Genomic DNA, 26,007 nt, shown 5'->3' on the forward strand with positions numbered 1-26,007 from the left:
TCTGCGATCCCCGGCTGTCGATATCTTTCTGCCTCGGCGGACAGGTCATGGCCCGCGTTTGAGCTGGAAAGATGAGTTTGAGAAGCATCCCACCCGAGATGGATGGCGAGAAGGTCGCGCTTATCGATGCGCTGCTCGACCGCATCGCCGACGAGTATGGCGTATTCCTGCCGCTGGCGATCGAGAGCGGAAGCCGCGCATGGGGCTTTTCCTCGCCGGATAGCGACTATGATTGTCGCTTCATCTTCGTGCGGCGCGTTGCGGCGCATATCACTCCCTGGCCTGCGCGAGACGTGATCGAGTTCCCGCCCGAAGACGACCTTGACGCAAATGGATGGGATCTTGGCAAAGCGTTACGGCTGCTGCTCAAGGGTAATGCGGTGATCGTGGAGTGGCTGCGCTCGCCCGTCATCTATCGCGGGCAAGGCTGGTTCCGCGATGGCTTCCTTGAGTTCGCGCGGCACGCCGCGACCCGCGAAGCCATGGGTCGCCACTACCTCCATCTTGGCGAACGCCAGCGGCGAGTCTATTTCGGCGATGGGACGGACGTGGCGCAGAAGAAGATCTTCTATGCCTTGCGTCCGGCGGCGACCCTGCGCTGGCTGCGCATGCGGCCGCGCGAGGCCATCGCACCGATGCACTTTCCCACACTGATGGAGGAATGCGATCCGCCGGCGGAGTTGAGCAAAGAGGTTACCGACCTCATGAGCCGCAAGCTTGTCACGCGCGAACTGGGCGCAGCTCCGCTGGCTCCTGCCGTTTCGAGCTTTATTGATTCGGAATTTCAATTGGCACGGGCACTATTTGAGGGCGGTCGCGCGCGGGCACCCGAAGAGGTCGTCGCGCAGGCCGAGCGATTCTACCGAGCGGTCGTCGAACGCCTGGAGCGGGAGGACAAGGGCAGTCCGATTATGGTGAGACCTGCGTGATGCCGCCACCCGTTTTCCGATTTGCCCCGAGTCCGAACGGCTACCTCCATCTCGGCCATGCCTATTCGGCGCTATTGAACTTCGACCTCGCGCATCAAACGGGCGGCCGGTTCCTGCTGCGGATCGAGGATATCGACGGCACACGGTGCCGGCCGGAATTCGAGGCGGCGATCTATGAGGACCTCGCCTGGCTCGGAATCTCCTGGGAAACGCCGGTGCGGCGGCAATCGGAGCATTTTGCGCGCTACCGCGACGCCGTCGAACAATTGTCCGCCATGGGTCTCGTCTATCCGAGCTTTGAGAGCCGCGCGGAAATCGCCCGCCTGGTCGCCGAGCGCGAGACCGGCGCGCCCTGGCCGCGCGATCCCGACGGGGCGCCGCTCTATCCGGGCGCCGCAAAATCGCTATCCGCGCAGGAGCGCAGCCGGCTGATCGGGCAGGGCGTCCCCTACGCGCTGCGGCTTGATATGGCGGCGGCCCTGGCGCGCGCGAATCACTTGACCTGGAACGAGCGGGGCGAAGGTCCTGATCGCGAGACCGGCGTGGTGAGCGCGCGGCCCGAGCCTTGGGGCGATGTCATTCTGGCGCGCAAGGAGACGCCGACCAGCTACCATCTGTCGGTCGTGATCGACGACGCCCTGCAGGGCGTCACCGACGTGGTGCGGGGCAGGGACCTGTTCTGGTCGACCAGCGTGCACGTCTTGTTGCAGCACCTGCTCGGTATCCCGCAACCGGCCTATCGTCACCACCGGCTCGTCGAGGATGCATCGGGACAGAAGCTGTCGAAATCGACAAAGGCCACGGGCTTACGTGAACTGCGCAAGCAAGACGTCACGCCTACGGAAATTCGCCGGCTCGTCGGCCTGTCCGACTAATCGACCAATCCCGTAATTCTACTGGGAGTTGTCGAAAACGACTCCGTGACACCGGCCGCCATCGCATGTCATGCTGGCGCGGCAGCGGAAGGGGATCAATGGCGGCGAAGCGTTCACGGCGCGTCACACGCCCAACAAAGAAGCGGCGAGCGAAGAGGCGCGTATCCAGCGCTTCGGCGACGGCGCGCGCCGCGCGCAAGTCTGCCGTTTCAGCGCCTGACATGGTCGAGGCCGCGCTGGCCACCTTTGCGCATGAGGTGCGCACGCCGCTCACAGGCATCCTGGCGATCAGCAATCTCTTGGCGACCTCCGAACTCGGCGAGCGCGAACGGCGCTGGGTCGATACCATCAAGGCGGGTGCGGAACATCTGGCGAGCCTTGCGACGCTGTTTGTCGACGCGGCGCGCAGCAGCGGACCGGGACTCGACGTGCGGCAGGATTTTTTCGACCTGCGCACGCTCGCCCGCAATGCCGGTGATTCGCTGACCGGGCGCGCGGCGGCCAAGGGGCTGCAATCGTCGGTTACGATTTCCGAAAAGCTTCCAGCCTTCTTGGTCGGCGATCCGGTCCGCCTGCGCGCGGCGGTGGAAAACCTGATCGACAATGCCATAAAGTTCACCGATCAGGGCAGCGTGGAACTGCAGGTTACGCCGGCCCGCGGCGCGAAGGGCAAGGTCGGTGTGGCGTTTGCGGTCTCCGACAGCGGCATCGGCCTCACGCTGACCGAGATCAAGCGGCTGTTCCGGCCGTTCTCGCAGGCCAATGTCTCCATCGCATCGCGCTTCGGCGGCGCCGGGCTTGGACTGTCGTCGGTCAGGCAGTTGGCGCGCGCCATGGGCGGCGACATCACCGTAAAGCCGCGGCCCAACGGCGGCGCCACCTTTACCCTCAATGTCCTGCTGTGTCCCGCGCAGGGCCCGGACGCGCCGGAATTGGGCGCCGATGGCGAGGTCTCGGCCGGTTTGCCGCGCTCCTTACGCCTGCTCAGCGTCGAGGACAATCCGTTCGGCCGGGTCGTGCTCAACACGATCCTGACCGAGCTCGGCCACCAGACCGAGTTCATCGGCCAGGGCGAGGCGGCGCCGGAACGGCTCGCGAGCGGCGCCTTCGACGCCGTGCTGATGGACATGGTCTTGCCGGGCATCGACGGCGTCGAGGCGATCAGGCGCATTCGCGCGTTGGACGCGCCGCTCGGCGGCATTCCGATCATCGGCATATCCGGCCGAAGCGAGGACGAGGTGGCCTCGCGCGCCGCCGGCGCCGATATTTTTCTCGTCAAGCCTGTGTCGCCCCGCGCTTTAGCGACTGCGCTGCATGAAGCGACAGCCCCTTCGGCAACTGCGACTTCATGATGGCCGCGTTGAGTTCGCCGCCATAGACGAAGATCGCGGAGATGAAATACAGGAACACCAGCGCGATGATGACCGAGGCGAGCCCCGCATACATCGTCACGTAATTGCTGGCGAAGCGCGCCAGATACTGGCCGAACACGATGCCCGAGATGAGCGACGCCACCATCGTGAAGACGATACCGGGCAGGATCTGCAGGAAGCTTCGCCGCCCGCAGGGTAGCCAGGCGTGCAGCACGAACAGCGCCACGATCATCGCCGTGATGGTGATGCCGTAGCGCGCGAAAAACAGGACCCGTTCGTTGCTCTCGACGAAGAACGGAATGTGGCGGCGCGCGGTTTCCAGGATCAGCGGGCCGAGCACGATCAGGAACGCCATCAAGAGCGACGTGATGGCGGCGACCAGCGTATAGCCGATCGATTCCAGCCGCAGCCAGTACCAGGCCCGCGGCTCGACCACCGAATAGGCGCGGTTCAGCGCGACCCGCAGCGCCTCGACGCCGTTGGAGGCGAAATAGACCGCCAGCACTGCGCCGACCGTCAGGATGTCGCCGCGCGTCGTGGTCAGCACGTCGTGGATTTCACCCGACAGTGCGTCCGCGACCTGCTGCGGCCAGGTCTGCAAGAGCAGCGCGACAGCGCCGTCGGCGAGTTCCTTGGAGCCGAAAAAGCCGGCCAGTGACGTCAGCACGATCAGGAAAGGAAACAACGCCATCAAGCTCGATAGCGCGATGTGGCTCGCGATCGCCCAGCCGTCGTCGGCGAGGAACGTATAGAACGCCTCCATCACCACGAGGTAGACAAAGCGAATGAGCCTCACATCTCACCTCGATAATGGTGACGGTGGTTCAGGTCGAAACATCAGGGCCTTGAGAAGCCGTCTGTAAACATGGGCTAGCATCTGATATTATTGGCTTAAAAGCCAGATCGTCGAGCCGTTGCGCAAGGGATGTGCGAGGGATTGTGAACGTGTGGAAGTCGGTGCTTCCTAGTGTTATGTAGCGCCGATGACGTCTTTTCTGAGTTCGATCGTTCTTCCCATCGCGGTAGCGGCCGTGGCTATCGTGCTGCTGCTTGGCCTCGTCAACATGATGCGGGGTGGCTCGCCAAGCCGCTCGCAGAATCTGATGCGGCTGCGGGTATTGCTGCAGTTCATCGCCATCGTGATCACCATGGTGGTGGTCTGGGCGATGGGCAGGTGACGGATAAAAGGACGCGCCGATGGTTGTGCTGAACCGCATCTATACCAAGACCGGCGATGACGGCACCACTGCGCTCGGCAGCGGCGAGCGCCGTCCGAAATACGATCTGCGCGTCAGCGCCTACGGCACCGTGGACGAGACCAATGCCGCGATCGGCGTGGTGCGGCTGCATCTTGGCGAGGCGCGCGACCTCGATGCGATGCTCGGCCGGATCCAGAACGACCTGTTCGACCTCGGGGCCGACCTCGCGGTGCCTCAGCGCGACGGCAAGGCGGAACGCTTGCGGATGCTGTCGAGCCAGGTCGAACGCGTGGAGCGCGACATCGACGCGCTCAACGAGCACCTCGCGCCGCTGACCTCGTTTGTGCTGCCCGGCGGCACCCCCGCCGCCGCATACCTGCATCTCGCCCGCACCATATGCCGCCGGGCGGAACGGATTATGGTGGAACTGGCGGCCAGTCCCGAGGAGCCGGTCAGCGGGGCTGCCATCCAGTATATGAACCGCCTGTCGGATTTTCTGTTCGTCGCCAGCCGTGCCATGAACGATAATGGGGCCGCAGACGTGTTGTGGGTGCCGGGCCAGAACCGCTAAAGTAAGGCCTTATCAAGGGGCTGATTTTTGGCTTTCGCGCGTTGACCGGCGATAGCGGGGCCTTTAGGTTCCGCGCCCAAAGTCAATATAAGCTGATACCAAGCCAATTAACCCCAGAATTCAAGCGAAAGAGGATCGATGAAGGTTCTTGTGCCGGTAAAGCGGGTGGTCGATTACAACGTCAAGGTCCGCGTCAAGAGCGACGGAACGGGCGTGGAACTGGCCAACGTCAAGATGTCGATGAATCCGTTCGACGAAATCGCGGTCGAGGAAGCGCTGCGGCTGAAGGAAGCCGGCAAGGCGACCGAGGTCGTGGTGGTTTCGATCGGTCCGGCGCAGGCCTCCGAGACGATCCGGACCGGGCTTGCGATGGGCGCTGACCGCGGCATCCTCGTCAAGGCCGAAGGCAATGTCGAACCCCTAGCGGTTGCCAAGCTTCTGAAGGGCGTGGCCGAGGCGGAGAAGCCCGGCCTGATCATCCTCGGCAAGCAGGCGATCGACGACGATTCCAACCAGACCGGCCAGATGCTGGCCGCGCTGCTCGGCTGGTCGCAGGCGACATTTGCCTCCAAGCTCGAGGTCGAAGGTTCTGACTTCAAGGTCACCCGCGAAGTCGACGGCGGCCTGCAGACCGTGAAGCTGAAGGGGCCGGCGATCGTCACCACGGACCTGCGCCTTAACGAGCCGCGCTACGCGTCGCTGCCCAACATCATGAAGGCCAAGAAGAAGCCGATCGACGACAAGAACGCATCCGACTATGGCGTCGATCTCTCGCCGCGGCTCGAAGTGCTCAAGACCACCGAACCGGCAGGCCGCAAGGCGGGCGTCAAGGTCAAGGACGTCGCCGAGCTGGTATCCAAACTCAAGACCGAAGCCGGGGTGCTCTGATGACGACGCTGCTGATTGCCGAACATGACAATGCGTCGATCAAGGACGCCACCAACAAGGCACTGACGGCGGCCGCAGCCCTCGGCGCCGACGTGCACGTGCTGGTCGCCGGCGAGAACGCCAAGGCGGCGGCCGATGCCGCTGCCAAGCTGGCCGGCGTGAAGAAGGTGCTCCTCGCCGACAACGCCGCCTATGCGCATGACCTCGCCGAGCCGCTGGCCGCGCTGATCGTGTCGCTGGCGTCCGGCTACGATGCCTTCGTTGCGCCCGCGACCTCGCGCTTCAAGAATGTGATGCCGCGCGTTGCCGCCCTGCTCGACGTGATGCAGGTGTCGGAGATCATCAAGGTCGTTTCGCCTGATACGTTCGAGCGGCCGATCTATGCCGGCAACGCGATCCAGACGGTGAAGTCCAAGGATGCCAAGAAGGTCATCACGGTGCGCACCTCGACCTTCGCCGCGGCCGCCGAGGGCGGGAGCGCGGCGGTGGAGAATGCCGCCGCTGCGGCCGATCCGGGCCTTTCCAGCTTCATCGGTGAAGAGGTCGCCAAGAGCGATCGTCCTGAACTGACGTCGGCGAAGATCATCGTCTCCGGCGGACGCGCCATGCAGAGCCGCGAGAATTTTGCCAAATACATCGAGCCGCTCGCCGACAAGCTCGGCGCCGGCGTCGGCGCCTCGCGCGCCGCGGTCGATGCCGGCTACGCGCCGAACGACTGGCAGGTCGGCCAGACCGGCAAGGTGGTCGCTCCGGAACTTTATCTCGCCATCGGCATATCAGGCGCAATCCAGCATCTCGCCGGCATGAAGGATTCCAAGGTGATCGTGGCGATCAACAAGGATGAAGACGCGCCGATCTTCCAGGTTGCCGATTACGGCCTGGTCGCGGACCTCTATCAGGCGGTTCCTGAGCTGACCGAGGCGCTGAGCAAGTAACAAGGCCAAACATCGGCCGGGCGCGCAACGTCCGGCCGATTATTTACCTTAAGCGGTTGCGGGCGAAGTGGATTAAGCTTCGCGTGAAGATTACGTGCCAATGGTGGGACCGAAACCTCGGGTTCGATGATATCGTAGCTGAGGTTTGGAGATGAACAGGCGCGATGGCGCGCCGTTCCGGTGGATGATAAAATGGCGGTGACAATCAAGAAGGTCGGCGTGATCGGCTCGGGCCAGATGGGCAACGGGATTGCGCATGTGGCGGCGCTTGCCGGCTTCGACGTGGTGCTCAACGACGTCTCCGACGAACGGCTGAAGTCGGCGATGGCGACGATCAACGGCCATCTGTCGCGCCAGGTCGCCAAGCAGACCATTACCGAGGACGCCCGCAAGCAGGCGCTGGCGCGGATCTCCTCCACCGAGACGCTGGATGGCCTCGCCGACTGCGATCTCGTGATCGAGACCGCGGTCGAGAAGGAAGAGGTCAAGCGCAAGATTTTTCACGAGCTTTGCGCGGTACTGAAGCCGGAGGCGATCGTCGCCACCAACTCGTCGTCGATCTCGATCACGCGGCTCGCCGCCTCGACCGACCGGCCGGAGCGCTTCATCGGCATTCATTTCATGAATCCGGTGCCGGCCATGGAGCTGGTCGAGCTGATCCGCGGCATCGCCACCGACGACACCACCTTCGATACATCAAAGGAGTTCGTCGGCAAGCTCGGCAAGCAGGTCGCGGTCTCCGAAGATTTCCCGGCCTTCATCGTCAACCGCATCCTGCTGCCAATGATCAACGAGGCGATCTACACGCTCTATGAGGGCGTCGGAAACGTCGAGGCGATCGATGCGGCGATGAAGCTCGGCGCGCATCACCCGATGGGGCCGCTGGAACTGGCCGATTTCATCGGCCTTGATACCTGTCTCTCCATCATGCAGGTGCTGCATGAGGGGCTCGCCGATTCGAAATACCGGCCGTGTCCCCTGCTAGTGAAATACGTCGAGGCCGGCTGGCTCGGCCGCAAGACGCAGCGCGGCTTCTACGACTATCGCGGCGACAAGCCGGTCCCGACGCGCTGAGGGACACGTTCCCCGGATGCTGCGCAGCGCCCTTGCGGTGCGCGGCTAAGCCGGGGTCCATCTATCCACACATGCTCCAGTTCGCATGGGTCCCGGCTCTGCGGAACAGCGTTGCACGCTGCGCCGCGTGCGGGACACGGACGCGGTTGGATTTCGTTAACTGGTGGCGGGGTAGGGTGCACTCGCGTTTAGGGAGTGCTGCGTATGGATATGATGGCTATGGTTTCAAGCATGCTCGCCATGCAGGCAGGTGGTATGCAGCAGCAGATCCAGACCTCGATCATCAAGCAGAATGCGGATGCGGAGAAAGCGGCGGTCCAGACGCTGCTGGGTATCCCCTCGACCGCCAATCTCGCCCCCGGCGTCGGCGGCAATCTGAACGTTACGGCCTGACCAGCGAAATATTGCTGGCCTTCCTACGACCCCGCCTTCATCGGCTGCATCGCGGCCTTGATCAGCTTGATCGCATCGTCGCTGGCCCATTCGGCGGGACCGGCCAGATTCGCGATCTCGCAGCCTTGGGCGTCCACCAGCACCGAGGTCGGCATCCCCAGCGCCTTGCCTATGTTTTTAAGATCCTGAAAAACCTTGGCTTTTGAGTCGGCGAAGTAGCCGAGCCGGGTCAGATTGGCCTCTTTGAGGAAGTTTTTCGGCTTCTCGGGGTCGCGGGTGTCAATATTGATGGCGACCACCTCGAAGTCCTTAGCCCCCAGCTTGGCCTGCAGGCTGTCCAGCGCCGGCATCTCCTTGCGACAGGGCACGCACCAAGTGGCCCAAAGGTTCACCAGCACAGTCTTGCCGCGCCATTCCGACAATTTCCGCGGCTTGCCCTCGGCGTCCTCGAAGGCGAGGTCGGGCAGCTTCAGCGGGCTTGTCGCCATGGTCAGCGCCGCCACCTCGCCATGGGCCAGTGGCGATATCTTGCGGGCCAGTTCGACCGCGCTGGCACAGGAGGGGTCGCCGCCCGTACCGCGCTTGAGGCCGCCAAGCCCGTAAAAAGCGCCCAATCCGACGACGCCCGCGGCTATCACAGCGCCGATGGCGATCGGGAGCCGGCGCGAGGCCGGGCGGGGCGGGGACATTTCGGGCATATCGTTTGTCATCCTGGGTCAGATATGGCTATGCAGGGCGCAAGATTACCGTGGAGTTACGGTCGAAACCGGCGCGGTGTTTCGCCGGCTCGACGAGATGGACTTGATAGATGACAGGGCTTGGGAAGTCATGAGCAACAAGATGTGGGGCGGCCGGTTCACCGAGCGTCCCGATGCCATCATGGAGGAAATCAACGTCTCGATCGACGTCGACCGTCACCTCTATGCCCAGGACATCACCGCGTCCAAGGCCCACGCGACGATGCTGGCCGCGCAAGGCATTATCACCGCGAGTGATGCGAAAAATATCGGCAAGGGTCTAGACACGATTTTGTCAGAAATCGGCAAGGGCTCGTTCGATTTCAAGCGCGCGCTCGAAGACATCCATATGAACGTCGAGAGCCGGCTGTCCGAGCTGATCGGGCCGGCCGCAGGCCGGCTGCATACTGCGCGCTCGCGCAACGACCAGGTGGCGACCGATTTCCGGCTTTTCGTGCGCGACACGATCGACGAGACGGATTCCGCGCTTGCCGCCTTCCAGCATGCGCTGGCGGCCCGCGCGCTGGAGCATGCCGCCACCGTGATGCCGGGCTTCACCCATCTGCAGACCGCGCAGCCCGTCACCTTCGGCCATCACCTGCTCGCCTATGTCGAGATGGCCGCGCGCGACCGCGGCCGGTTTGCCGACGCGCGCAAGCGGCTGAACGAATCGCCGCTGGGTGCGGCGGCGCTGGCCGGAACCTCGTTTCCGATCGATCGACATGCGACCGCCAAGGCGCTCGGCTTCGACCGCCCGATGGCCAATTCGCTGGATGCGGTCTCGGATCGCGATTTCGTGCTGGAGACCTTGTCGGCGGCGTCGATCGCGGCCGTGCACATGTCGCGCTTTGCCGAGGAAATCGTGATCTGGACCTCGCCCTTGGTGGGCCTCGTGCGGCTCTCCGACAAGTTCACCACCGGCTCCTCCATCATGCCGCAAAAGCGCAATCCTGACGCCGCCGAGCTGGTGCGTGCCAAGACCGGCCGGGTGATCGGCGCGCTCAACGGTCTTTTGATCGTGATGAAGGGGCTGCCGCTCGCCTACCAAAAGGACATGCAGGAGGACAAGCAGGGGGCGATGGAGGCGTTTACCGCGCTCTCGCTGGCTATACGCGCCATGACCGGCATGGTCCTCGATCTCGTGCCCGACGAGAACAGGATGAAGGCCGCCGCCGGCGAGGGCTATGCGACCGCCACCGACCTCGCCGACTGGCTGGTACGGACGCTGAAAATGCCGTTCCGCGACGCCCACCACGTCACCGGACGCATCGTCGGCCTCGCGTCGAAGCAGGGCCTTGCCCTGCACGAACTGCCACTCAAGGCGATGCAGGAGGTCGAGCCAAAGATCACGGCTGACGCCCTGCGCGTGCTGTCGGTGGAAGCCTCGGTCAAAAGCCGGACCAGCTATGGCGGCACCGCCCCGAAGAACGTGGCGTCGCAGGCCAAAGCCTGGCTGAAACGGCTCGAAAAAGAGCAAAAATAGGTCTGAAGAGAAAAATTTAGCTGCTATTTCATGGTTGTCCGTGGCCCATCGGCACTCGCCATACCCTGGCAATCTTTGTATGGTGCGCCGCGCAGGGCATGATCCGGAAAAGTGGGCACCGGTTTTCCGAAAAGATCATGCTCAAATCGAAGGAGATAGAGCGAATGACGATTCGAAGAAGCGTCATAACGCTCTAGCGGGGATTTCGTCGTGATCAGTAACTTCCGCCCGTCATCGTCCGGATGGGCCATTATCCTGCTCAGCGTCACCGCGCTCGCGCTTGGCGGCTGCGGACGCAAAGGCGGGCTCGATCTGCCGCCGACCGCGGCGGCGCCGCAGGCCGGGGTCACGTCGGATACCGAGGGTGAGCGCGCAGCGCAGCCCGGCGTCTTCAATCCGACCTACGGCACCGACGCAGGTCCGTCCGCGCCCAAGGGCAACAAGAAGAAATTCGTGCTCGATCCGCTGCTGGACTAGAGTCTTGTTTTGACGCGTTTTCTTGACGCGAACCGGTATCCATCCCCGGATCAAGTCCGAGGACATGCTTCGCCTGAAAACGCTATGAGCGCGCCATGAATCACTTCGACTATCGCAACGGCGTGCTGCACGCCGAGGCCGTCAACTTGTCCGAATTGGCCGAAGCCGTCGGCACGCCGTTCTATTGCTATTCAACCGCGACGCTCGAGCGTCACTACCGCGTCTTCTCCGAAGCCTTTGCCGGCGAGAGGACGCTGGTCTGCTACGCCATGAAGGCGAATTCCAACCAGTCGGTGCTGCGCACGCTGGCCAAGCTCGGCGCCGGGGCGGACGTGGTGTCCGGCGGTGAGCTGAAGCGCGCGCTGGCGGCGGGTATTCCGCCGAGCAAGATCCTGTTTTCCGGCGTCGGCAAGACCGAGACGGAGCTGCGCGCGGCGCTCGCCGCCGACATTCTCTGCATCAACGTCGAATCCGAGCCCGAGCTGGAATTGCTGTCGAGGCTCGCGGTCGAGACCGGCAGAACCGCGCGGATTTCGCTGCGCGTCAATCCGGACGTCGACGCCGGCACCCATGCCAAGATCGCCACCGGCAAGACCGAGAACAAGTTCGGTATTCCGATCGCGCGTGCTCGCGAGGTCTATGCCCGCGCCGCAAAACTGCCGGGCATCGTGGTGACCGGCACCGACATGCATATCGGCAGCCAAATCACCGATCTCTCTAAGATGGAGACCGCATTCCGGATTCTGGCCGATTTCGTGCAGACGCTGCGCGCCGACGGCCACACCATCGAACATATCGATTTCGGCGGCGGGCTCGGCATTCCCTATCACGCCGACCGCGAAGCGCCGCCGCTGCCGTCGGCCTATGCGGCGATGGTCAAGCGCGTGACGCACAATCTCGGCTGCACGCTGATGTTCGAGCCGGGCCGCATGATCGTCGGCAACGCCGGCATCCTGGTTTCCCGCGTCATCTATGTGAAGCCGGGCGAGGCCAAGAACTTCGTCATCATCGACGCCGCGATGAACGATCTGATCCGCCCGACGCTCTATGAGGCGCACCACGATATCCTGCCCGTGCGCGAGTCGGCCAAGGGGACGCGAACGATCACCGCCGACGTGGTCGGTCCTGTCTGCGAGACCGGCGACTATCTCGCGCTCGACCGTAACTTTCCCGAGCCGAAGTCCGGCGATCTCCTCGCCATCATGACATCAGGCGCTTACGGCGCGGTGCAGTCCGGCTTCTACAACACGAGGCCGCTTGTGCCGGAAGTGCTCGTCAAGGACGACCAGTACGCCGTGGTTCGCCCGCGCATCGAGGTCGACGAACTGATCGCGATGGATCGGCTTGCGCCGTGGTTGTGATTCTGCAAGGCCACGCATCTGCACCAACGGTGGTCGTCCCCGCGAAGGCGGGGACCCAGTACGCCGCAGCATCTCGATTCAATCACGGCTGTCTCTGAAATATTGGATCACCCGCTTTCGCGGATGATGACAGCTAACCGCGCCAAACGCGGTTACCAGCTCGAGAACGGGCTTCCGAACGGTGAACGCCAGAACGGAACGCCGTGGGGATAATTGTACCGGAACTGGTTCCCCGTACTGCGTCGCCGCTTCTTGATGCCGCCCTGCGGCTCGCCGCTGAGCAGCACCACGAATTCGGTCCCTTTGCCGGTTTCAGCGCTCAACGGTTCGTCTGTGACGATCAAGGAAGATCGCGGCGCGATGGCCGTGATGCGATCCAGTGCGTCCTGCGGAATGGTGATGCGATCGAGCGCGCTCTTTGCAGCGTTCAAATCCGTCAGTGTTGGCTCAACGTCGCGGCTGCTTGCCCGCGCCCGCTCGTGCGCCGCGACCGTCTCCGTATGCTTGCTGCCTAATAACGACACCACGTTCCAGCGCAAGTGGTCGTCGGAGGTGCGCTCTGCGGCGGTAAAGACATGCGTTCCGATGGGACGATCGGGATCGGCGATCGTGACGGGACTTTCAAAGACCGCCTCGAACGCTTGCCGGACATAAAGCTTCTGAGTCTTGCGGCTGATCAGCACCGACATCGGCTGCAGTTCGCGCGCGATCTTGCGGGCGGCCTCGGCGGCCAGGTATCGCGCAGCCTCCGCTGCTGCGGCGGCTTCACGTGCCGACGCGACAGCGTCCTGCTTCTGTTGCAGATCGGCTTTGGCGGCCTCCCACTGCGTCTGCAACTCCGCGAGCTTCACGGAGGCCTGCACCTTGGCGCTTTCGGCCTGCTCCTTTTCCTCCGCGGACTTGGCAGAGCCGAGCGCGGCCTCGGCGGCGGCCAATTGCGCCGCGGCCTTGATCTTCAGATTTTCTACCGTGCGCACCGGCGCCGCGGCCGCCGTGACGTCCCGCGACGCCGTCGCCACGGCGAGCTTCACATTGGCCGCTTTCTTCGCCGCCTCTTGCGCCTCGGCCGCGCGGGCCGCGACGAGGGCAACAGCGCCGGGTTTTGGCTGGAACAGAAGCGGATGAGCGATCTCGACCGGCGCCACGTCGGTGGGCGCCACGATCACCCGCATGCCGATCTTGGTCTCGCCGAACAGGCGCTCGGCGAAGTCGTAGGGCAGGCGCACGCAGCCGTGCGACGCCGGATGTCCTGGCAGGACCCCGCCATGAAGGGCGATGCCCGACCAGGTGATCCGCTGCATGTGCGGCATGAAGGCATCGTCATAGAGATTGGAGTAATGCTCCTCCACCTTCTGGATGATGCTGAAGATGCCCGCGGGCGTCTCGCGTCCCTTGGTGCCGCTCGATACCGGCGCCCGCAGGATCCACCCCTTGGCGTCGTAAACGGTGATTCGCTGGTTGTGGAGCGAGACAATCGCCATGACCGGCTCGCCGGCGCTGCGCGACTGAACGGTCTCGACCGGGCGTTCGCTCCGGCCACTTCTGGCGGCGGCATCGTGTCCCGCCGCGATCAGCGCCGCCAGAGCGGTGACGCCGACGTAAGCGGAAACACAGGCGGATCGCAGCCACCTTCGCCAAAACTTCGAACTCACGCAACGAGACGGCATGCGCGTCCCACTGATCAATCGAATCAACGGCCAGCTTTGCACTCAAATATGTTGCAAACCTAGCGCCACTCGGTCGCGCTTGCCAACCTGGAACTGCGCTACTTCCCCGTCACGCCGGCCCTCGCGCCGCCGACCACGACGCCTGCAGCCTTCTCGATCGGCTTGATCGCCGCCGTAAAGTCCGACTCCGCGCCCTCGTCGCGGATGATGACCTCCCAGAGCCGGCCGACCGCTTCGGCAACCTCCATCGACAGCCCCAGCGATTTCATCTCCTCCAGCGCCAGTCTTACGTCCTTCACCATCAATCCGGTGGCGAAGCCGTAATCGAAGCTGCGCGGCAGCACCGAACGCGGAAACTTGTCGCGGCTCGCGGTATTGAGCCCAGAGCCGGCATTGATGACGTCGATCATCACGGATGGATCCAGCCCGGCCTTGACGCCCATCACCACGGCTTCCGACGTTGCGACCATCGCGGTCGCCGAGAGGAAATTGTTGGCCAGCTTCATCGTCTGTGCCGCGCCGGGCTTTTCGCCGATGAAGAACAGTTTTCCGATCACGCCGAGCGCCGGCTTGACCGTCTCGTAATCGGCGCGCGGGCCGGAGACCATCACCGCGAGCGTGCCCTTTTCCGCGCCGCCGACGCCGCCGCTGACCGGGCAGTCGATCTGCACGATGTTTTTCTTGGCCAGCAGGCCGTGAATCTTCGCGGCCATCTGCGAGCCGACGGTGGAGAGATCGATGAACCGCTTGACGCGCCTGCCCTCGATCACGCCGCCTGAACCGGTCGCAACCTCGAGCGAGGCCTGCAGCGACGGCAGGCTCGCCAGCACGCTCTCGCAGCGATCGGCGACATCCTTTGGCGAGGATGCGCCCTGCGCACCAAGCGCAATCAGCTTGTCGACGGCTTCCTTCCGCGTGTCGAACACGGTGAGCTGATGCCCGGCCTCGACCAGCCGGCGCGCCATCGGGAAGCCCATGTTCCCCAGCCCGATGAATCCGATTTCCATGGTGTCTCCCCGAATTTCCATTGCGAGCGAAGCGACTCGTCCGCCAGGGCCTTGGCGAAGGCGGAAGCAGTCCGCGCCCCTCGTATTTTTACGGTTTCGCGCGGAAATTACGGGCTCAAGGCAGTATAGTCACGCCTTCGTGTTATGCGTATTTCCGGGTGTGGGTTACTCCGGGAACGGGTGCCTCATTGCCGCCGTTGTGCTAGGCTGATTTGTGGGCAACCCGGAGAGATTGTTGAACGGCGCTTCCCATGATCCCGCCAAATCCGCGCGCGAGCCGGATACGATCGCGCGGCTGCAGCTGACGCAGGCCCTGCAACGGGCCGAGTATGCGATCGCGTGGGAGCGCGCCTGGCCGGGGTTCGCCCGGCTCTTGAGCGTCGTCGGACTGTTTCTGGTGGTGTCCTGGGCCGGCCTGTGGCTGGCGCTGCCATTCGTTGCGCGTGCCACCGGTACCGGCCTCTTCGTCGTGCTGGCGCTTGCCGCCGCATTGCCGCTCTTGCGTTTCCGCTGGCCGACGCGTGAAGAGAGTTTGAGCCGGCTCGATCGCGGCACCGGCATCCGCCATCGCCCGGCCACCGCGCTAACAGATACGCTGCAATCCAAGGACCCGATCGCGCAGGCGCTGTGGCGCGAGCAGCGCGAGCGCACGCTGGCCTCGATCAAGCGCATTCGCGCCGGCCTGCCGTCGCCGCGGCTTGCGATCCACGATCCCTGGGCGCTGCGCGCGCTGGTCGTGGTGATGCTGGTCGCCGCCTATGTCGCCGCCGGCGATGAGCGCGCGCTGCGCATTGCCGCGGCGTTCGACTGGAACGGCGTGCTGGCGCCGGCCAATGTCCGGGTCGATGCGTGGGTGACGCCGCCGAACTACACCGGCAAGCCGCCGATCATTCTTTCCGCTGCCAACAAGGACGCGGCCTCGCCCGAGAGCGGGCCATTGTCGGTTCCCGCGGGCAGCACGCTCCTGGTGCGCTCCAGCGGCGGCACCATCGACGTCGTGGTCGGTGGCGGGGTGACCGAGATCGCGCCGAGCGAGCAGGCGCCGAAGGGCACCAATGAGCGGCATTTCAAGATCACAGCCGACGGCACCGCGCATGTCCGCGCGCCCTCCGGCCAGCCGCTGTGGCGTTTCGCCGCGACGCCCGACCGGGCGCCCACCATCTCGCTGGCGAAGGATCCGGAACGGCAGGCCCGTGGCTCGCTGCAGATGTCCTACAAGCTCGAGGACGATTACGGCGTCACCGAAGCACGCGCGCAATTTGCCGCCCGCGCGCCGGACGCGGCCAAGGAAGGCAACAAGGACGTCAGTAAGGAAGCCAGCAAGGACGGCGACAAGACCGCGCCACGGCCGCTGTTCGAGCCGCCGCAGTTTCCGCTGGTGCTGCCCAATGCGCGCACCCGCAATGGCGTCGGTCAGACGGTGAAGGACCTCAGCGAGGACCCCTATGCCGGCGCCGACGTCACGCTGACGCTGACGGCCAAGGACGAGGCCGGCAATGAGGGCAGGAGCGAGCCGCACAACATGCGGCTGCCGGAGCGGCTGTTCACCAAGCCGCTCGCCCGCGCGCTGATCGAGCAGCGCCGCATCCTGGCGCTCGACGCCAACCAGAATGCGCAGGTCAATACCGCGCTCGATGCGCTGATGATCGCACCCGAGCTGTTCACGCCGGAGGCCGGCCACTATCTCGGCCTCTACAGCGTATCGCGGCAGCTCGAAGCGGCGCGCACCGACGATGCGCTGCGCGAGGTCGTCGCCAGCCTGTGGGCGCTCGCCGTCACCATCGAGGACGGCAACATCACCGATGTCGACAAGGCGTTGCGCGCGGCGCAGGAGGCGCTCAAGCAGGCGCTGGAGCGCGGCGCCAGCGACGAGGAGATCAAGAAGCTCACCGACAATCTGCGCGCCGCGCTGGATAATTTCCTGCGTCAACTCGCCGAGCAGTTCCGCAACAATCCACAGCAACGCGACCGTCCGCTCGATCCCAATACGAAGATGCTGAGCCAGCAGGATCTCAAGAGCATGCTCGACCGGCTGGAGCGGATGTCGCGCTCGGGCGACAAGGAGGCTGCGAGGCAGCTCCTGGAACAGCTGCAGCAGATGCTGGAAAACCTGCAAATGGCGCAGCCTGGGCAGGGCGACAACGACATGGAGCAGGCGCTCAACGAGCTCGGCGACATGATCCGCAAGCAGCAGCAGCTCCGCGACAAGACCTACAAGCAGGGTCAGGACCAGCGCCGCGACCGCTCGCGCGGCAAGCAGGGTGATCAGAGCATGGGCGACCTGCAGCAGGACCAGCAGGGCCTGCGCGACCGGCTGAAGAAATTGCAGGAAGAACTCGCCAAGCGCGGCATGGGCCCGGGACAGCGCGGCCAGCAGGGCCAGCGCGGCGACCAGCAGGGACAACAAGGCCAGCAGGGTCAGGGCCAACAGGGCCAGGGCGGCGAGCAGGGCGATGGCGAGGATGGGCTCGATCAGGCCGATTCGGCGATGGGCGACGCCACCGGACGGCTCGGCGAAGGCAATGCCGATGGTGCCGTCGATTCGCAGGGGCGGGCGCTGGAGGCGCTGCGCAAGGGTGCTCAGAACCTCGCCGAAGCGATGCAGCAGGGCGATGGCGACCAGCCGGGTGACGGCCCCGGCAATCCGAGGGGCCGTCAGCAGGGCGCGGCCAACTCGACCGACCCGCTCGGACGGCCGATGCGCCATAATGAATTCACCGATGATTACACGGTGAAGATCCCCGGCGAGATCGACGTCCAGCGGGTGCGTCGCATCCTCGAGGAACTGCGTCGCCGCCTCGCCGATCCATCCCGCCCGCAGATCGAGCTCGACTACATCGAGCGGCTGCTGAAGGATTATTAGGGCCGTCGCCTTCTACATTCCGCTGTCATCATCCGCGAAGGCGGATCCAGTATTCCAGCGACGTCAGTGCTTGAACCGAGAATCCGCGGCGTACTGGATCCCCGCCTTCGCGGGGGACGACAACCATTGATGCCGCAGCTACCCCGCCTTTCTTGCCGCCAGCGCGTCCGCGACGGCCGTGCGGATGTCGTGCACCGAAAACGGTTTCGTCACCACGTCGTGCACGATGGCGTTGAGGCCCGAGGCGCGTTCGCGCTGATCGGCAAAGCCGGTCATCAAGAGAATCTTCAGGGTGGGAAAATCGCGCGCCGCCGTCAGCGCCAGCGCGATGCCGTCCATCACAGGCATCTGGATATCGGTCAGCAGAAGATCGAACGCGCCCTGGTCGCGGGTCAGGATATCGAGCGCTTCGGCACCGTCCTCGGCGGTGACGGTCTCGTGGCCGTCCATCGCGATGGCGCGTGCGACCAGCGTGCGCATGGAATCTTCGTCGTCGGCGATCAGCACGCGTGGCATGAAGTCGTATCTCGTGAGCCCTGGTGGGACAGGCCGGCTCAAGCGTGGCCGGCTAGGTCCCGCTTGTTAAAAAAACGTACGTCAATATTGCGGCCTTCGGGCGGCGGCGAGGCCAGGCGTGACTTGAAATAAACGCGCTCGCCGGGCTTGAGCGCCGGCTGCTCGAGCACCGCATTCCAGGCGTAGATCTCCGCGCCCTGCGCGTCGCGGACGGAGAAGCGCAGGCGCGGCAATTCGACCGGTTTCTTGGTCTCGCCGACGATCACGCCTTCGATGACCAGCACCGGCTTGCCGTCCACGGTCTCGTTGGTGATCTTGATGTCCTTGAACGCCAGCCCGCGCAGATTCACTTCCAGCCCGACCATCTTGTAGAAGGTCGCGGTCTGCGGTAGCAGCCGCACGACGTCGGCTCGCCAGATCGTCAGCGCCAGGATCAGCGCGCCCATGGCGGCGCAGGCGGTCGGCAGGCCAATGGACGGCATGAAGGGAATGCGGGGCAGGGAAGGCAGCCGGAACAGACGAGCCAGCCGCTGGCGGTGCGTGGTGATCGGGATCTCCTCATGATCCTCAGCCGCCTGCCGGGCGGCCGCCGGCCAGCCGCTATCGGCACCGCCTTGCGAAGCCTCGCCCTCGGCCGGCCAGCCGGCCGAAATCGAGGGGCTGTCGACGACCGGGGTATCCTGCCCCTCTTCGGCGTGCGCCATCGCCTCCCATTCGGCGGCGGCATCATTGGCGGCCGGCGGGCTCGATGGCGCCTGGCTCGGCATGGCTGCCGGCGCGGCGGCGGCCAGTTCGATCGCATCCTCGGGCCGGGCCAACCAGGTTTCCTTGCAGCGGGAGCAGCGGACGGTGCGTCCGGTGGTGCCCAAGGTACCCGGATTGATGGCGTAAGATGTTGTACAATGGGGGCAAATGATATGCATGGAGCCGAGCTCACCAGTGTCGTCGTCCGGATGCTACATAGCGACCGTTAACGAATCGGAAACCATAACGGTCGCACAACCGTTTTGTCCGGTTCGTACCCAAACCAGCGGGGCCAGGGCCCCTGGTGCGGGCTCGTCCCCCGGTTCAGGTTCAAGGCCGGGATTTCGGGTCGCGGCTCATGTCGAGCGGAGCTGAGCTTTGGTTCGGTTCGAAAATGTCGGTTTGCGGTACGGGCTTGGCCCGGAGATTTTGCGCGACCTCTCCTTCATGATTCCGGCCCATTCCTTCCAGTTCCTCACCGGCCCCTCGGGCGCGGGCAAGACCTCGCTGCTGCGGCTGTTGTTCCTGTCGCTGCGGCCGACCCGCGGTCTCGTCAATATTTTCGGCCAGGATGTCTCGCTGGCCGGCAAGGACCAGATCGCCGACATGCGCCAGAAGATCGGCATCGTGCTGCAGGATTTCCGCCTGCTCGATCACATGACGACTTATGAGAACGTGGCGCTGCCGTTCCGCGTGATGGGTCGCGAGGAATCCAGCTATCGTCGCGAGGTGATCGACCTGTTGAAATGGGTCGGGCTCGGCGAGCGCATGGATGCGCTGCCGCCGATTCTGTCGGGCGGTGAGAAGCAGCGCGCGGCGATCGCGCGCGCGGTGATCTCGCGGCCGCAATTGCTGCTGGCGGACGAGCCGACCGGCAGCGTCGATCCGACGCTCGGCCGCCGCCTGTTGCGGCTGTTCATCGAATTGAACCGGCTCGGCACTGCCGTCATCATCGCGACCCACGACATCACGCTGATGGACCAGTACGAGGCGCGGCGCATGGTGCTGCACCAGGGACGGTTGCACATCTATGAGTAGGGTTGGTGACGAGCACGGACCGCTGGTCGACCTCGGCAACGAACGCCCGCAGGTGCCGGCGCGCGCGCGCAACATGTCGCCGATCGTGCCGCGCGCCTCGATCTCGGGCCGCGCGCTGGTCGCCGTCGTCGCCATCATGACGTTTCTCGCCTCCATCACGACAGGCACGGTATTTCTGGTCAGCGCATCGGCCGCGGAATGGCAGTCGGAGGTGGCGAGCGAAATCACCGTTCAGGTGCGCCCCTCGGCCGGGCGCGATCTCGACCGCGACGTGAACGCGGCGGCGGAGGCGATGCGGACGCAGCCCGGCATCGTCCAGGTCAAGCCGTTCAGCAAGGACGATTCGGCGAAACTGCTGGAGCCGTGGCTCGGCAGCGGGCTGTCGATCGAGCAGCTGCCGGTGCCGCGCGTCGTCGTTGCACGGGTGCAGCCCGGTACGACGCTGGATCTGACGGGCTTGCGCAGCGCGGTGACACAGGTGGCGCCGTCGGCCAGCGTCGACGACCATCGCGCCTGGATCGAGCGCATGCGCTCGATGACCGGCGCGACCGTGTTCGCCGGCATCGGCATTCTCGCGCTGGTGATCGTAGCGACGATCATCTCGGTTTCGTTTGCAACCCGCGGCGCGATGGCGGCGAATCGCCCGATCGTCGAGGTCCTGCACTTCGTCGGCGCCGGCGACCGCTACATCGCCAACCATTTCCTGCGGCATTTCCTCCGGCTCGGCCTCGAAGGCGGGGTGATCGGCGGCGGCGCGGCGATGCTGGGATTCGGCTTCTCCGAATCGATTGCGGGCTGGTTCTCGGGCACCCCGGTCGGCGATCAGTTCGCCGCGCTGCTCGGGACGTTTTCGCTGCCGCCCTCGGGTTATCTGGCGCTCGCGGTGCAGGCCGTGGCGATCGCGGCCATTACCGCCTGGGCCTCGCGGCGCACGCTGTTTGCCACGCTGGATGACATCGATTGACGGGATAGCGGCGTCTTGCCGTGAAGTAAGTCACGGACCCCAGGACTCCACTTCGCGTCAAAACGTTCTAGAATTGTACTAAAGCGTTGTCGAGCGAAGTGGGCACCGGTTCGCGTCAAGAAAACGCGTCGAATTAGAAAGAGGACAGCCGGATCAGATGAACTTGCGGGACGACGACAGCGCGCCGACGACGCGGGCCAGGCGGCCGCGCGGTTGGTTGCGCGCGACCATCGTCGGCGGCATGGCGGTCCTATTCGTCGGCTCGGCGGTGGGGTTCATCGCGTTTCTCTCGCAACTACGCGGCGTCGAGATCAAGCCGGCGCGCAACGCCGACGGCATCGTGGTGTTCACTGGCGGCTCGTCGCGGGTCTCGGATGCGATGGAATTGCTGGCCGCCGGCTATGGCAAGCGGCTGTTGATTTCGGGCGTGCATCCGACCAACGCGGTCAGCGACATCTCGCGCTCGCTGCCCGACAACCACGCGCTGCTCGGCTGCTGCGTCGATCTCGACCGCTCCGCCGTCAATACGCGCAGCAATGCCGCGGAGACGCGGCGCTGGGCCCGCGAGCGCGGCTTCAACTCGCTGATCGTGGTGACCTCGAACTACCACATGCCGCGCGCCATCCTGGAGCTGTCGCACGCGATGCCGGACGTGACACTGATTCCGTTCGCTGTCATCGGCGACCGCTGGCGCGACGAGCCATGGTGGACCAGCGGCCCGACGCTGCGCCTGCTATTGTCGGAGTACGCAAAATATGTCGCCGCCGAAGTGCGCGTGCGGCTCGCCGTTATCGGCATCGAGGTGATGCCGGAGGCGTCCGACCAGCCTGTTCAGGCGCCGCGCCGTCCCGCGACCGCACAGGCCAATTAGGGCGCGCATATCAATCCGCGAATGGCGTCTGGATTCATGTCGGTTGCGACCCGGCCAGACCAGACTTCTTGATCAAACTTGGCCCACATCCGCTGACCACCGGAAAGCGGACCCCGATAAACCCAGCTATCTAGTCGGCTAAGGGCCCAAAAGGCGACTTAGCCGGCGCATCAGCACGTGATCAGCTCTCCCCTAGAAGCCGACATAGGTGTCCAAAGGCGGATCGGCCCTTCAAGGCGACTGGCCTCCAAATATCCTGCCGAGGACTTCTTCGGCGTGATATTCGAAACATCGGCCATGGCTGAGGACAATGTGCTCCGGTCGCCACGAATGGATCTTTGCAAATGCCGCTTTAGCCCTTCGCGGCTGCAACAACAGCGGCAGCCGCATGCCAAAAAATATCTGCCCATGGGGATGGTACATCCCGCTCAGCTTTGTCGCCGTTCGCCACGGCTGCGGCATCTTGTCGAGCTCGATATTGATGATCGTGTCCGTGAGGATCAGCGTCTTCGATTTCTTGTGAAAGAAAATGAACTCTTTGAAGTATCCGCCGGGAAATAGCGTCTGGTCGATGTCCTGCCGCCATTCTTCTGGCGGAACGATGCCGAGGTCTCGCGCAAACGATAGATCGACGCGCCGAGCGCGCGCTCTTTGCCGCACACGCGGTGAAGCCCATGTGATCGCATGGGGAAAGGCTTTCGACCACTCCCCGATATGGGCGTAATGAAACTGGTTAGGTGAAACCAGATGTCGGATTGCTCCAATCCGCTGCAGTTCACTCGCCAGTGCCTGATCAAACTTGATCGGCGAGTGCAGGAATAGATTACCATCCGACAGACGCACGACCGTCATTCGTGTCGTGAAAGGCAGCGGCAACCTGACGCCGCCTACGGTCAAGTACTCGAATGGCCCGTCGACGATGCCGATGTCCGGTCCCATCGGCTTGAGCACGTTGACTGGCTCGTAGAGAGAGGCTCCCAAGGATCACCTTCTCGATGGCTTCTTGCGGGAAGTACGCTGATCGCAAGAAGTCTGCAAGCAGGCGCAAGAGCAATGGAGGCTGCCATATAGGCAGCCTCTTTCCAGCTTGATGATATTTCCCACTCGGTCGCGAGCCCCGTCATGGCGACTCATCCCAACGTGGAGACGAAACAAGGCTCACGCCAATCCCGGCCTCACGGGCGGGCTTCCGATCAGTTTCGAACAACCCTTGCGCGGCCTCGATATCCGTGGCGCAGCGCTCGAGCCAGCGCGCCACGAGAAAATCAACGCGCGTGGCAAATCGCACTCGAACGGCTTTCAGCCTCGCATCCAGGCTGTGATGGAATGGTCTCTTGAAATCGTTGCGGGCGTTCATCTTGCCCTCCTGCCGGTTCGGCGGAGGGGAGGCCCTGCGCCGAGAGTTATACGCTTGCTTTGCGGATCAGCCCCGCCTGGAGCTGAAAATTCGGACGCCGTGTCATCGCGGACACGCACGACCCGTCGGCCAGCCAAATAAGCGGCCGGACGCGGGCGGCAGTTTCTGCGATGTTTGTGCGTGCGTTGCGCATTACGGTCCTCAAGCGTGCAGGCATTTCACCCGCGGCGAATGTCACGATCTAAACGCAGACAAAATTCAGCGCGTCAATGCCTACGTTCACAAGGCGTGGGGATTTGTTGCGGGTCAGCAATTTTAGAACACGGGCGCGCCCGGCTGGGTTCGAAAGTTTCAGGTCGTAGTCTGTTGGCGGCAGTGGCGGTTACCGGGCCAAGCCCACCGCGGGGCTGGCGGCAGGCACGCATCCGACCCAGATATGCCCGGAAAGGTGACGAGGAGGAACGGATGATCTTTGCCCTGTACACCGTGGCCGCTCGCCGACGTTTCGGTGCCTCTACTGGGTACAGGTTTCGTCGAAACGCCCGAGATCAGCGGCGGCCGATCCATGGTCCATTTCGTTCTCTTCCTGCTCTCTTCGTACTTTGGCTTCGTCAGGAAGCCGGAGGCTTGAAACCATCAGGGAGCCGACGGGCGCGCGCGGCACGACAAGTGAATCGGCGGCCTGACGCTGCGGCTACTGTTGTCAAAATAACTGAAATACGTCGCGACCGAGGCGCTCGTGGTGCTGGCAGGAGGATGCCGCTATTGCTGCGATCTCCTGGGCTGTCCGTGCATGAAGGCTTGCATCTCCTCCAGAGTCACCTGGCCGTCCTTGTTGCTATCCATGGCCTTGAAAATTCTCTCGTGGGCCGCTTGAAACTCCTGCAGTGAAATTTCCCCGTCGCCGTCGTCCATCAGCGCGAACATCATGCGGAACATCATCGGAGGGCCCATCCCGCCACCCATCATGCCGGCGCCCATCATGCCGCGGCCCATCATGCCTCCGCACATCATACCACCTTGCCCCATACCGCCTTGGCCGGTCGCACCGGCTCGTTCCTGATCCATGCCGTGGGAATGAGCCTGTTGGTCCGGCTGGGGCTGTGCCATTGCACCGACAGTGCCATATGCCAGAGCGAGTGCGGATATCGTAAGTACCAAGACGCGAACGGCTTTTTTCATGGGGGTCTCCTCATTTGATGCCAAGCGTATTGACGCGGCTAAATGCCGGCTCAGGGCTACGTTCCTGTCATCTACAACGGCCGCTCTCGATTGCTGCAGACCTTCATTCAGCGTCTCGCCTCAGTAAAAAACTTTTCACCGAGCAAACCCGTTCACTTCGACCGAGATCAATTTATTGCGCACTTTGCCGTGAGCTGCGCTGGTTCGCGGGTCACCTTATCCATTCGCTCCGGACGCACAGTCGGTTCCAGCCAGGTTCGGCTTGGGAGTTTGGCTTTCATGCTTCCGGCCCAAAGTTGTCGAGCGAACCAACCCCCACGCGGGCAAGCAGTCTCAGCCGGCCGGTGGCTACTTTTGCTGAATGCGACTGAGATAATCGATGACCGCGAGGATGCGTGTCCGCACGACAACTTCCGGGCTTTTCTCCGGCCCGGCCATTCGCCAATAATAGGGATCGACGGCGTGAGGCAGGTTGATGATGGGATTGAAGCGCTCGCCCCAAATCGGCATTTCACGCGTGCCGTGAGCGGCAACGGTTTTTGATCCATGGATGGTTTCATAAACGGCGTTCGTGGGAAAGACGCCGTTGTTGTTCTTGGCCAACATCGTCAAATCGGAAGGCGGCACCTTGAGTTGCTCACTCACAGGTCCATTGCCTCTTCCGTCTGTACCGTGACAGCTCGCGCAGGAAGACTGAAATTCCGACTTACCGATGTCGACGTCCTGGGCCTGGGCGGCACCAGCCAGCCCGGCAGCAAGGCTGGCAATCATCAACCGCTTCAGGCAAATGGTGACCATATCGTGCCCACCTGCAGATTTCGGATACGTCCTGCTAGCAGGCCTGGGTCTGGATCGTCTTGACGCAGGTCAATACGCCGTTAGCTCAACGGTCGCCGTTCTCCGCGGGAAGCGGCCGCGGATGCTGGTCGTGCAGCATCGCCGCGAGCTGGTGTAGCTGCGAATCGCGAAAGCCTTCGGCCTCGATCGCCTTCACGGTGGCGAGCACATAGTCGCGGTTGACGCCGGATTGGCCGTGCCCCTGCAGCACAAGGCGGAGCTGCTCGGCGATCGACAGCCGTCCGGCATATTGCACATGCCCGCGGTCCACCACATAGACCAGCGCGCTGACGCGGTCACGCGCCTCGTTCTCCAGCCATACCGAGCGCTTCACCTCGCGATAGACTGAGGTGACCTGCTCGCGCTCGCGCAAATAGGCGACGGTGGCGTCGCGATTCCTTTCCGCGACGCGGAACGCGATGCCGCGGCAGGCGCCGCCGCGGTCGAGCCCGAGCACCAGACCGGGCTTTTCGGGCGTGCCGCGATGGACGAAGGAATAAACGCAGAGTGCGCGGTGTTCGCCGATCAGCCGTGCCGGCACGCGTTCGGTGAATTCAAAGCCGGGCCGCCACATCAGGGAGCCGTAGCCGAACACCCAGAGGTCGCCTGCGGAGAATTCCGTATCGTTCAGCGTATTTGCGGCCATGCTGACCGCACCGCTAGCAG

General features: G+C 63.9%; 28 protein-coding genes. 17 read left to right on the forward strand and 11 right to left on the reverse strand.

Features of this window, described 5'->3' with window-relative positions; translation table 11 throughout:
- The first annotated feature begins 71 nt into the window (after nt 1-71).
- From RX331_RS04535 to RX331_RS04545, 4 genes are all read left to right on the forward strand, one after another.
- Nucleotides 72-929: a nucleotidyltransferase domain-containing protein gene (locus RX331_RS04535; protein WP_317255443.1), complete on the forward strand. Its 858-nt coding sequence runs from the start codon at nt 72-74 to the stop codon at nt 927-929.
- Entirely contained in the window at nt 929-1,804 is an 876-nt protein-coding gene (gene gluQRS, locus RX331_RS04540) for a tRNA glutamyl-Q(34) synthetase GluQRS (protein ID WP_317255444.1), read from the forward strand. Before RX331_RS04535 ends, gluQRS begins: the two co-directional genes overlap by 1 nt.
- Nucleotides 1,805-1,874: 70 nt before the next feature.
- Nucleotides 1,875-2,024 (forward strand): hypothetical protein, encoded by a 150-nt coding sequence (locus tag RX331_RS38670; protein ID WP_410708120.1) that lies wholly within the window; start codon nt 1,875-1,877, stop codon nt 2,022-2,024.
- Nucleotide 2,025: 1 nt separating this feature from the next.
- Nucleotides 2,026-3,156: an ATP-binding protein gene (locus tag RX331_RS04545; protein WP_410708121.1), complete on the forward strand. Its 1,131-nt coding sequence runs from the start codon at nt 2,026-2,028 to the stop codon at nt 3,154-3,156.
- On the opposite strand, the gene RX331_RS04550 is transcribed toward RX331_RS04545, so the two are convergent.
- Nucleotides 3,080-3,940: a YihY/virulence factor BrkB family protein gene (locus tag RX331_RS04550; protein WP_410708248.1), complete on the reverse strand. Its 861-nt coding sequence runs from the start codon at nt 3,938-3,940 to the stop codon at nt 3,080-3,082. The genes RX331_RS04545 and RX331_RS04550 overlap by 77 nt on opposite strands.
- A 220-nt stretch (nt 3,941-4,160) precedes the next feature.
- Between RX331_RS04550 and RX331_RS04555 the strand changes: the two genes are divergently transcribed.
- The 6 genes from RX331_RS04555 (at nt 4,161) to RX331_RS04580 (ending at nt 8,237) form a co-directional block, all read left to right on the forward strand.
- Entirely contained in the window at nt 4,161-4,355 is a 195-nt protein-coding gene (locus RX331_RS04555) for a twin transmembrane helix small protein (protein ID WP_317255447.1), read from the forward strand.
- A 19-nt stretch (nt 4,356-4,374) separates the two neighbouring features.
- On the forward strand, nt 4,375-4,947 hold the full coding sequence (locus tag RX331_RS04560; protein WP_317255448.1) for a cob(I)yrinic acid a,c-diamide adenosyltransferase: 573 nt from the start codon (nt 4,375-4,377) through the stop codon (nt 4,945-4,947).
- A 138-nt stretch (nt 4,948-5,085) separates the two neighbouring features.
- Entirely contained in the window at nt 5,086-5,835 is a 750-nt protein-coding gene (locus tag RX331_RS04565) for an electron transfer flavoprotein subunit beta/FixA family protein (RefSeq protein ID WP_317255449.1), read from the forward strand.
- Nucleotides 5,835-6,770, forward strand: a complete 936-nt coding sequence (locus RX331_RS04570) for an electron transfer flavoprotein subunit alpha/FixB family protein (protein ID WP_317255450.1) — start codon at nt 5,835-5,837, stop codon at nt 6,768-6,770. The genes RX331_RS04565 and RX331_RS04570 overlap by 1 nt, the downstream gene beginning before the upstream one ends.
- A gap of 192 nt (nt 6,771-6,962) precedes the next feature.
- Nucleotides 6,963-7,844: a 3-hydroxybutyryl-CoA dehydrogenase gene (locus RX331_RS04575; RefSeq protein WP_317255451.1), complete on the forward strand. Its 882-nt coding sequence runs from the start codon at nt 6,963-6,965 to the stop codon at nt 7,842-7,844.
- Nucleotides 7,845-8,048: 204 nt separating this feature from the next.
- On the forward strand, nt 8,049-8,237 hold the full coding sequence (locus tag RX331_RS04580) for a putative motility protein (protein WP_317255452.1): 189 nt from the start codon (nt 8,049-8,051) through the stop codon (nt 8,235-8,237).
- A 23-nt stretch (nt 8,238-8,260) separates the two neighbouring features.
- Here RX331_RS04580 and tlpA read toward each other — a convergent pair whose 3' ends face one another.
- The gene (gene tlpA, locus RX331_RS04585) at nt 8,261-8,947 is read right to left on the reverse strand and encodes a thiol:disulfide interchange protein TlpA (protein WP_410708122.1); all 687 of its coding nucleotides are present in this window, start codon (nt 8,945-8,947) and stop codon (nt 8,261-8,263) included.
- Nucleotides 8,948-9,065: 118 nt separating this feature from the next.
- Between tlpA and argH the strand changes: the two genes are divergently transcribed.
- From argH to lysA, 3 genes are all read left to right on the forward strand, one after another.
- Nucleotides 9,066-10,457, forward strand: a complete 1,392-nt coding sequence (argH, locus tag RX331_RS04590) for an argininosuccinate lyase (protein ID WP_317255454.1) — start codon at nt 9,066-9,068, stop codon at nt 10,455-10,457.
- Nucleotides 10,458-10,667: 210 nt separating this feature from the next.
- Nucleotides 10,668-10,934 (forward strand): LPS translocon maturation chaperone LptM, encoded by a 267-nt coding sequence (gene lptM / locus RX331_RS04595; RefSeq protein WP_317255455.1) that lies wholly within the window; start codon nt 10,668-10,670, stop codon nt 10,932-10,934.
- 95 nt (nt 10,935-11,029) lie between these two features.
- Complete coding sequence (gene lysA, locus RX331_RS04600) at nt 11,030-12,295, forward strand: diaminopimelate decarboxylase (RefSeq protein ID WP_317255456.1); 1,266 nt, start codon at nt 11,030-11,032, stop codon at nt 12,293-12,295.
- A 152-nt stretch (nt 12,296-12,447) separates the two neighbouring features.
- Here the strand turns inward: lysA and RX331_RS04605 are convergent, their stop codons facing one another.
- The gene (locus RX331_RS04605; RefSeq protein WP_317255457.1) at nt 12,448-13,962 is read right to left on the reverse strand and encodes a L,D-transpeptidase family protein; all 1,515 of its coding nucleotides are present in this window, start codon (nt 13,960-13,962) and stop codon (nt 12,448-12,450) included.
- Nucleotides 13,963-14,060: 98 nt separating this feature from the next.
- Nucleotides 14,061-14,969, reverse strand: a complete 909-nt coding sequence (locus RX331_RS04610; protein WP_317255458.1) for an NAD(P)-dependent oxidoreductase — start codon at nt 14,967-14,969, stop codon at nt 14,061-14,063.
- Between the two features lie 235 nt (nt 14,970-15,204).
- Between RX331_RS04610 and RX331_RS04615 the strand changes: the two genes are divergently transcribed.
- The gene (locus RX331_RS04615) at nt 15,205-17,832 is read left to right on the forward strand and encodes a TIGR02302 family protein (RefSeq protein ID WP_317255459.1); all 2,628 of its coding nucleotides are present in this window, start codon (nt 15,205-15,207) and stop codon (nt 17,830-17,832) included.
- A gap of 138 nt (nt 17,833-17,970) precedes the next feature.
- Here the strand turns inward: RX331_RS04615 and RX331_RS04620 are convergent, their stop codons facing one another.
- Nucleotides 17,971-18,348: a response regulator gene (locus RX331_RS04620; protein WP_317255460.1), complete on the reverse strand. Its 378-nt coding sequence runs from the start codon at nt 18,346-18,348 to the stop codon at nt 17,971-17,973.
- Between the two features lie 38 nt (nt 18,349-18,386).
- Complete coding sequence (locus RX331_RS04625; protein ID WP_317255461.1) at nt 18,387-19,271, reverse strand: MJ0042-type zinc finger domain-containing protein; 885 nt, start codon at nt 19,269-19,271, stop codon at nt 18,387-18,389.
- Nucleotides 19,272-19,470: 199 nt separating this feature from the next.
- On the opposite strand from RX331_RS04625, the gene ftsE reads away from it, so the two are divergent.
- The 3 genes from ftsE (at nt 19,471) to RX331_RS04640 (ending at nt 21,965) form a co-directional block, all read left to right on the forward strand.
- Nucleotides 19,471-20,130 carry a cell division ATP-binding protein FtsE gene (gene ftsE / locus RX331_RS04630; RefSeq protein WP_283032040.1) on the forward strand — a complete coding sequence of 220 codons (660 nt, stop codon included), beginning with the start codon at nt 19,471-19,473 and terminating at the stop codon, nt 20,128-20,130.
- Nucleotides 20,123-21,094, forward strand: coding sequence for an ABC transporter permease (locus RX331_RS04635; protein ID WP_317255462.1), 972 nt, complete (start codon nt 20,123-20,125; stop codon nt 21,092-21,094). The genes ftsE and RX331_RS04635 overlap by 8 nt, the downstream gene beginning before the upstream one ends.
- Before the next feature lie 157 nt (nt 21,095-21,251).
- Nucleotides 21,252-21,965, forward strand: a complete 714-nt coding sequence (locus RX331_RS04640) for a YdcF family protein (RefSeq protein WP_317255463.1) — start codon at nt 21,252-21,254, stop codon at nt 21,963-21,965.
- Between the two features lie 231 nt (nt 21,966-22,196).
- Here RX331_RS04640 and RX331_RS04645 read toward each other — a convergent pair whose 3' ends face one another.
- From RX331_RS04645 to RX331_RS04665, 5 genes are all read right to left on the reverse strand, one after another.
- Nucleotides 22,197-22,946, reverse strand: a complete 750-nt coding sequence (locus tag RX331_RS04645; protein WP_317255464.1) for a DUF4336 domain-containing protein — start codon at nt 22,944-22,946, stop codon at nt 22,197-22,199.
- Between the two features lie 139 nt (nt 22,947-23,085).
- A complete protein-coding gene (locus RX331_RS04650) occupies nt 23,086-23,322 on the reverse strand; it encodes a hypothetical protein (RefSeq protein ID WP_317255465.1) in 237 nt (78 codons plus the stop codon).
- 762 nt (nt 23,323-24,084) lie between these two features.
- On the reverse strand, nt 24,085-24,504 hold the full coding sequence (locus RX331_RS04655; protein ID WP_317255466.1) for an EF-hand domain-containing protein: 420 nt from the start codon (nt 24,502-24,504) through the stop codon (nt 24,085-24,087).
- A 348-nt stretch (nt 24,505-24,852) separates the two neighbouring features.
- Complete coding sequence (locus RX331_RS04660; RefSeq protein ID WP_317255467.1) at nt 24,853-25,302, reverse strand: cytochrome c; 450 nt, start codon at nt 25,300-25,302, stop codon at nt 24,853-24,855.
- 85 nt (nt 25,303-25,387) lie between these two features.
- Nucleotides 25,388-25,987, reverse strand: a complete 600-nt coding sequence (locus RX331_RS04665; RefSeq protein ID WP_317255468.1) for a gamma-glutamylcyclotransferase — start codon at nt 25,985-25,987, stop codon at nt 25,388-25,390.
- Between the last annotated feature and the right edge of the window lie 20 nt (nt 25,988-26,007).

Source organism: Bradyrhizobium sp. BWA-3-5, from assembly GCF_032917985.1.
In the GTDB taxonomy this organism is placed as follows: domain Bacteria; phylum Pseudomonadota; class Alphaproteobacteria; order Rhizobiales; family Xanthobacteraceae; genus Bradyrhizobium.